A 6,587-nucleotide genomic window follows, 5' to 3' on the forward strand; every position below is an offset into this window, starting at 1 on the left:
GAGGGTGGCATGATGGTCGACATCGATCTGTCGCAGCCGCCTTTCACGCTACTCGACGATGTCGGGCGTGAACGCGTACTCAGAGGCGTCGATCTGGCCTATTTCGATAGCGGCGAGATCATTCTCGAGGCCGGCCAGCCCGGCGAGTTCGTGTACATCATTCACAAGGGCGAGGTCGCCGAGCTCGACCCTCATGCGCCGGGCAACCAGTCGCGTATCGGCCACTACACCGCCGGCGACCTGTTCGGGGCCATCAGCATCCTCAACGGCACCAGTCGCTACCGTTTCAAGGTGGAACAGGAAAGTCTCTGCTACGTGATGCCCAAGGCGCTATTCGAGCGCCTGTGCGACGACTACCCGACCTTCGCCGAGTTCTTCCGTCGCGGGCTGACGCAAAAGACCCGCTTGCTGGCCGAGCGCCGCGTCGAGGGCGGCGTGAACATGGCGGGCTTCATGCTGGCGCGGGTCAGCGAGTGCATGCGTGCGCCGCTGATCGTCGATGCAGCCACCAGCATCGCCGCGGCGGTCGGCCGGCTCAACGAGAGCCATGCCGATAGCCTGCTGGTCGGCAGTGACGGCCGCTTCGGCGTGGTGACCAAGACCGACCTGCTCAATGCACTGGTGGTGGAGGGCGCGGCCCAGGATCGTCCGGTGGCCGGCATCGCCCATTTCGAGCTGGTTTCCGCCGGCCCCGATCAGTATCTGTTCGAGGCGCTGGTGAAGATGACCCGTCATCAGGTATCCAGGGTCGTGGTGGTCGAACGGGGCGGGCCTGTCGGCGTGGTCGAACTGACCGACGTACTCAGCTATTTCTCCAGCCGTTCCTACGTGGTCAGCCTCGAGCTCGAGCAGGCCGACGATCTCGAGGCCCTGGCGCGCGCCAGCGCACGGCTGCCGGGGCTGGTCCAGGCCTTGATGGCCCAGGGAGTCAAGCTCCGGTTCGCCATGGACCTGCTGGCGGCGCTCAATGGGCGTATCGTCAACAAGGCATTCCAGTTTCTAGTTGAACCGCGCTACCGGGCCCAGAGCTGTCTGCTGGTGATGGGCAGCGAGGGGCGCGGCGAACAGATCCTCAAGACCGATCAGGACAATGCGCTGATCGTCGCCGACGACAGCGATTGGACTGATTGCGCCGTCGCCATGCAGCGCTTCACCGAAACGCTCTATACGCTGGGCTACCCGCCCTGCCCGGGCAATATCATGGTCTCGAACCCCGCCTGGGTGAATAGCGAAAGCGGCTGGCGAAGGACGATCACGCGCTGGGCCGAACGCCGCGACGGCGAGTCGTTGATGAATCTCGCCATCATGCTCGATGCCCACGGCGTGGCCGGCGATACCCGCTTGCTGGAGCGACTGCGCGAGCATCTGTTCGCAAGCTGCTCACACGATGAATTGCTGCTGTCTTACCTTGCCCGGGCCGCGCTGCATTTTGCTGCGCCACTGACCCTGTTCGGCACGCTCAAGAAGCCCCGGCACGGCATCGACATCAAGAAGGGCGGCATCTTTCCGATCGTGCATGGGGTGCGTACCCTGGCCCTGGAATGCCGAATCACCGCGACCTCGACCCTGGGCCGGCTGGAGGCGCTTGCCGAGCAGGGACGGCTGGAAGCGGACTTTGCCGCGGACCTCGGCGAGGCGCTGGCGCTGTTCACCGAGCTGCGCCTCAAGCAGCAGCTGGCGCGACTCGACGGCCGACAGAACAGCGATGAACCCAACCTGGTGGTGGTCCAGAACCTGTCGTCGCTGGAGCGCGACCTGCTGCGCGAGGCGTTGCATATCGTCAAGGATTTTCAGCAACGCCTGACGCACCGTTTCCATCTCGAATACTGACGAGGGCTGCGATGATACGTTCGCTACGCCGTGCGGCCGACCGCCGCCGCCAAGCCGATGGCCGCTATGGCTGGCTGTTCAATCCCTACACCGGCGAGGAGATGGTGGCCATCGACTGCGAGACCACCGGTCTCGATACCAAGACCGCCGAACTGGTCTCGATCGCCGCGGTACGCATCAAGGGCGAGCGGGTACTCACCAGCGATTCGCTGGATCTGCGCCTCCAGCCGCCTGCCAGCCTGAGCGGCGATTCGATCAAGATCCATCGCCTGCGCGGGGTCGATCTGAACGATGGCGAGGGACTGGGCGAGGCGCTGGAAAAGTTCCTCGACTTCGTAGGCAACCGTCCGCTGCTGGGCTGGTGCATCGATTACGACCTGGCGGTGATCAATCGCCACCTGAGACCGTTGTTCGGTTTCGACCTGCCCAACGTGTGCCTCGACATGGCCCAGGTCTATCTGCGCGAGATGCGCCGGACGCGGCCGCAGCTGGAGCCGACGGTGAACTTCGAGACGGTCGCCGAGGCGCTCAACGTGCCGGTAATGGGCCGCCATACCGCTCTTGGCGATGCCGTGACCACGGCCTTGATGTACGTGCGCCTGAAGAAGGGCGCGCTGGCAGCGGGGTAGCGCCTGTAGGCGGGCGCGGCATCGCAAGTCGTCGGGCGCGGTGGTAGCATAGGCGCGCCTTCATATCCCTGCGTGTCGTTCGACCCATGCAAGCATCTACCGGTACCCAGAAACGCGAGTTCAACAAGCTCCAGAAGCGCCTGCGTCGCCAGGTCGGCAACGCGATCATCGACTACGCGATGATTCAGGAGGGCGACAAGGTGATGGTCTGCCTGTCCGGTGGCAAGGACTCCTACACCATGCTCGAGATCCTGCGCAATCTGCAGCGCAACGCGCCGGTCGCCTTCGAACTGGTGGCAGTCAATCTCGACCAGAAGCAGCCCGGCTTCCCCGAGCATGTGCTGCCCGAGTACCTGGACGGCCTGGGCGTCGACTACCACATCCTCGAGCGCGACACCTACTCGGTGGTCAAGGAGAAGACGCCCGAGGGCAAGACCACCTGCGCGCTGTGCTCGCGGCTGCGGCGCGGCTCGCTGTATGGCTACGCCGAAGAGATCGGCGCGACCAAGGTGGCCCTGGGTCATCATCGCGAGGACATCCTCGAGACGCTGTTCCTCAACATGTTCTATGGCGGCTCGCTCAAGTCGATGCCGCCCAAGCTACTGTCCGATGACGGCAAGAACATCGTCATCCGCCCGCTGGCCTACTGCCGTGAGGCGGATATCGCCGAGTTTGCGCGGCTGATGGAATTTCCGATCATTCCCTGCAACCTGTGTGGCTCGCAGCCCAACCTGCAGCGCCAGGTGATCAAGGAGATGCTCGCCGATTGGGAGCACAAGCACCCCGGGCGGCTGGAGACGATGTTCAAGGCGGTCACCAACGTCGCGCCGTCGCAGCTCGCCGACCGCGAACTGTTCGACTTCCAGGGCCTCGAGGACAAGCAGCGGCGCATGAGCGAGGGGCGCATCGCGGCCTTCGACCTGCTGGCCCGCGAGGCCTGAGCCCGCGTCTCACCCGATACGTCGCACTCATGACAACGGCCCGCGGGCTTCCCGGCGGGCCGTTTGCGTGGCGGGCGGTCGCAGTTCTTTCAGCCCAGCGGGCCGCCGCGAATGGTCTTCTCGATGCCGCCCATGATGGTCGAACCGTCCTCGTCGGCGAGTTCGGCGTACCAGGCACGGGTGGCCGCCGGGTTCGCGCCGTGGGTGGTCTCGGCGCGCTTGCGGGCGCGGCTGACGATTTCGCCGACCCGCTCGACGCGTGCCTCGTCGTAGGCCCTGAGCGCGGTGGGAATGTCGTCCTCGGCGTTTTCCAGCACTCTGGCCAGCACCCAGCCGTCCTCCATGGCCTGGCAGCCGCCCTGGCCGAGATCGGGCGCCATGCCATGCGCGGCGTCGCCGACGATCGCCGTGCGCTGGCCGACCAGCCGATCCAGCGGCTCGATATCGTGGATCTCGACGCGGGCCATCTGCGCCGGGTCGAAGAGCTCGATCAGCCGTTGCACCGGGGCTGCCCAGCCGGCGAAGTGCTCGCGCAGCTCGTCGCGATAACGCGTCGGCTCGCTGGGGGTGCCGGCGGGCAGTGGCACATCGAAGAAACAGTAGAACTCGGGGTTGGCGGCGTCGCCGTTCATCGGCATCAGCGACACGCGCTGATGATCGCCGACGAACTGCACCCAATGATCGAGCGGGGCCAAGTCCTCGCTGGCCGGCACGCGCACATTCCAGTTGACGTAGCCGCAGTAGCGGCGCGCCACGGCGTGGCCCAGCACTTTCTCGCGCAGCCGCGAGTGGGTGCCGTCGGCGACTACCAGCAGATCGGCGGTTTGCCGGCTGCCATCGTCGAAATGCGCGGTGACACCCTCGTCGTCGCTTTCGAAGTCGGTGCACGCCAGCCCCAGGCGCACGTTGTGCTCGCCTACCGCCTCGAGCAGCAGGCGCTGCAGTTCGGCGCGGGCGATCGGGCAGGCGCGTTGGCCGACCGCCTCGTAAAGCGGCGCGAGGCTGAATTCGGTGAGCAGCTCGCCGTCCCTGGTGGCGTAGCGCATGTGGTGCATGTCGCCGCTGACGCGTTCGACGGCCTCGCCGAGGCCCAGCCGCTTGAGCACCTTGACGCCGTTGGACCACACCGAGATCGCCGCTCCCACCGGGAGTAGCTCGGCGACCCGGTCGACCACGCTGACCCGATGGCCGGCCTGTTGCAGGGCCAGTGCCGTGGTCAGCCCGCCCATGCCGGCGCCGACGACGAGAATGTTCAAAGCGGCCATGTGCGTTCCGTTGTTGTCGTTGGTCAGTGATCGGCGGTTCGAATTCCGGACTTGACCGATCGTTCAGCTTTCATGCTAAGCGATCTCGCACGCCGCCTGCAAAGTGCTTGGCATGTCGCGTCGCGCCTCACGGACAGTCCTCGCCTTCGGCCAGACCCCGCAGGGCCTGGTAGTCGAGGATATTGACCTCGCGGCCCTGGAACTCGACCAGCCCCTGTTGCTGGAAGCGGCCGATGATCCGGCTGACCGTTTCCACCGCCAGGCCCAGGTAGCTGCCGATGTCGGAGCGCGCCATCGACAGGCGAAAGCTGTAGGGCGAATAGCCGCGGCGGCGAAAGCGCGACGACAGATTGACGAGGAAACTGGCCAGACGCTCGTCGGCGGTCTTGCGCGACAAGAGCCGCAACATGCGGCGATCGTCGCGCAGCTCCTTGCTCATGCTGCGATAGAGCTGGTTGCGCAATTCGGGCATGCGCTCGGAGAGCTGGTCGAGACGATCGAACGGAATCTCGCAGACGGTAGTGGTTTCCAGCGCGATGATGCTGCCGGGATAGCGCTGTTCATCGATGCCATCGAGCCCCACCAGTTCGCTGGGCAGGTAGAAATTGGTCAACTGCTCATCGCCGCTGCCCTCGCTGGAGAGCTGCTTGAGGCTGCCCGAGCGCACCGCGAACACGCTGGTGAAGGTGTCGCCCTGGCGTAACAGTAGCTCTCCGCGCTTGAGCGGCGCGCGGCGCTGGATGATCGCGTCGAAGCTGTCTATCTCGTCCAGTTCGAGGGCCAGTGGCAGACACAGCGAGCTCAGGCTGCAAGTCTGACAACGCGCTTCGTGAATGCGAGAGCGGCGCTCCCAGAAGGCCAGTTCAGCCATGTCGGTCTCCCGGTTGGTGGAATCTGGGTACTATGGAATACCCCATCGGCAGAATAAAGCGATCATCGGGAGGGATATGAACGTCTATCGGCAGTCGGGCTATCGGCGGGTTTCGGCGGATGCGCTCGGCGAGGCTTTGGCGTCGGCGGATGATGCGCTGCTGTATGTCGACGGCCTGGGGCCGCTGGAAAAGCGCGGCGAGGCGCGTCATGGGCGCCTGCTGCTGGCGCATGGAGCGGGTGCCGGGCAGGATGCCGCGTTCATGCGGCAGTTGCGCCAGGCCCTGGCAGCCGAAGGCGTGCAGACCCTGGCGCTGGAATTCGCCTACATGCAGCGCATGCGTGAGGAGCAGCGTCGTCGGCCGCCGCCGCGTGCCGAGCGGCTGGTCGAGGAACTGCGCATTTGGCGCGCGGCGCTCGACATCGAGGGGCTGGCGCCGGCCTGGCTGGGCGGCAAGTCGCTGGGCGGGCGGGTTGCCAGCCTGCTTGCCACCGAGGACGGCGCCCCCGGGCTGATCCTGTGTAGCTATCCTTTCCACCCGCCGGGCAAGCCCGAGCGGACGCGGCTGGCGCACTGGCCGGCGTTGCGCTGTCCGACGCTGGTCCTGCAGGGCACGCGCGATCCGTTCGGTAGCCAGGACGAGGTCGGGGGCTATACACTGCCGGGCTGCGTCGAGGTGCATTTTCTCGCCGATGGCGAACATGACTGGCGGCCACGTCGAGCTACGGGGCGTAGCCAGCAATCGCTGATCGACGAGGCCGCTGCGGCCGCGGCTCGATGCATGTCGCAGACGCGGTGACGAGCGAGCTTCCTGCGCGCTCGGCGTTGCCGAAAGGCGTTGACATTCCGGCGTTGCCCGGTAGAATGCAGCGCCACGTGACCGGGTGGTTAGCTCAGTTGGGAGAGCACCAGCCTTACAAGCTGGGGGTCACTGGTTCGAACCCAGTACCACCCACCAATCACGTTGCGAAAACATGCGGACCGGTAGTTCAGTCGGTTAGAATGCCGGCCTGTCACGCCGGAGGTCGCGGGTTCGAGTCCCGTCCGGTCC

Annotated in this window: 6 protein-coding genes and 2 tRNA genes; 6 read left to right on the plus strand and 2 right to left on the minus strand. The window is 65.7% G+C overall.

What is annotated here, in order from left to right; all coding sequences use genetic code 11:
- The first annotated feature begins 12 nt into the window (after nucleotides 1-12).
- The 3 genes from R6258_RS16575 (at nucleotide 13) to ttcA (ending at nucleotide 3,400) form a co-directional block, all read left to right on the plus strand.
- Complete coding sequence (locus R6258_RS16575) at nucleotides 13-1,830, plus strand: DUF294 nucleotidyltransferase-like domain-containing protein (protein ID WP_318452819.1); 1,818 nt, start codon at nucleotides 13-15, stop codon at nucleotides 1,828-1,830.
- 11 nt (nucleotides 1,831-1,841) lie between these two features.
- A complete protein-coding gene (locus tag R6258_RS16580; RefSeq protein WP_318452812.1) occupies nucleotides 1,842-2,459 on the plus strand; it encodes a 3'-5' exonuclease in 618 nt (205 codons plus the stop codon).
- Nucleotides 2,460-2,545: 86 nt separating this feature from the next.
- Nucleotides 2,546-3,400 (plus strand): tRNA 2-thiocytidine(32) synthetase TtcA, encoded by an 855-nt coding sequence (gene ttcA / locus R6258_RS16585; RefSeq protein WP_318452813.1) that lies wholly within the window; start codon nucleotides 2,546-2,548, stop codon nucleotides 3,398-3,400.
- An 89-nt stretch (nucleotides 3,401-3,489) separates the two neighbouring features.
- On the opposite strand, the gene hpxO is transcribed toward ttcA, so the two are convergent.
- Nucleotides 3,490-4,665 (minus strand): FAD-dependent urate hydroxylase HpxO, encoded by a 1,176-nt coding sequence (gene hpxO, locus R6258_RS16590; RefSeq protein WP_318452814.1) that lies wholly within the window; start codon nucleotides 4,663-4,665, stop codon nucleotides 3,490-3,492.
- A 127-nt stretch (nucleotides 4,666-4,792) separates the two neighbouring features.
- The gene (fnr, locus tag R6258_RS16595; RefSeq protein ID WP_318452815.1) at nucleotides 4,793-5,536 is read right to left on the minus strand and encodes a fumarate/nitrate reduction transcriptional regulator Fnr; all 744 of its coding nucleotides are present in this window, start codon (nucleotides 5,534-5,536) and stop codon (nucleotides 4,793-4,795) included.
- Between the two features lie 76 nt (nucleotides 5,537-5,612).
- Here fnr and R6258_RS16600 point away from each other — a divergent pair, with 76 nt between their 5' ends.
- The 3 genes from R6258_RS16600 to R6258_RS16610 all read left to right on the plus strand — a co-directional run bounded on the left by R6258_RS16600 (nucleotide 5,613) and on the right by R6258_RS16610 (nucleotide 6,587).
- On the plus strand, nucleotides 5,613-6,335 hold the full coding sequence (locus tag R6258_RS16600) for an alpha/beta family hydrolase (protein ID WP_318452816.1): 723 nt from the start codon (nucleotides 5,613-5,615) through the stop codon (nucleotides 6,333-6,335).
- An 83-nt stretch (nucleotides 6,336-6,418) separates the two neighbouring features.
- Nucleotides 6,419-6,494 (plus strand) — tRNA-Val (locus tag R6258_RS16605).
- Nucleotides 6,495-6,514: 20 nt separating this feature from the next.
- Nucleotides 6,515-6,587, plus strand: a tRNA-Asp gene (locus R6258_RS16610).

The sequence above is a fragment of the Halomonas sp. HP20-15 genome (assembly GCF_033446685.1).
Taxonomy (GTDB): Bacteria; Pseudomonadota; Gammaproteobacteria; order Pseudomonadales; family Halomonadaceae; genus Modicisalibacter.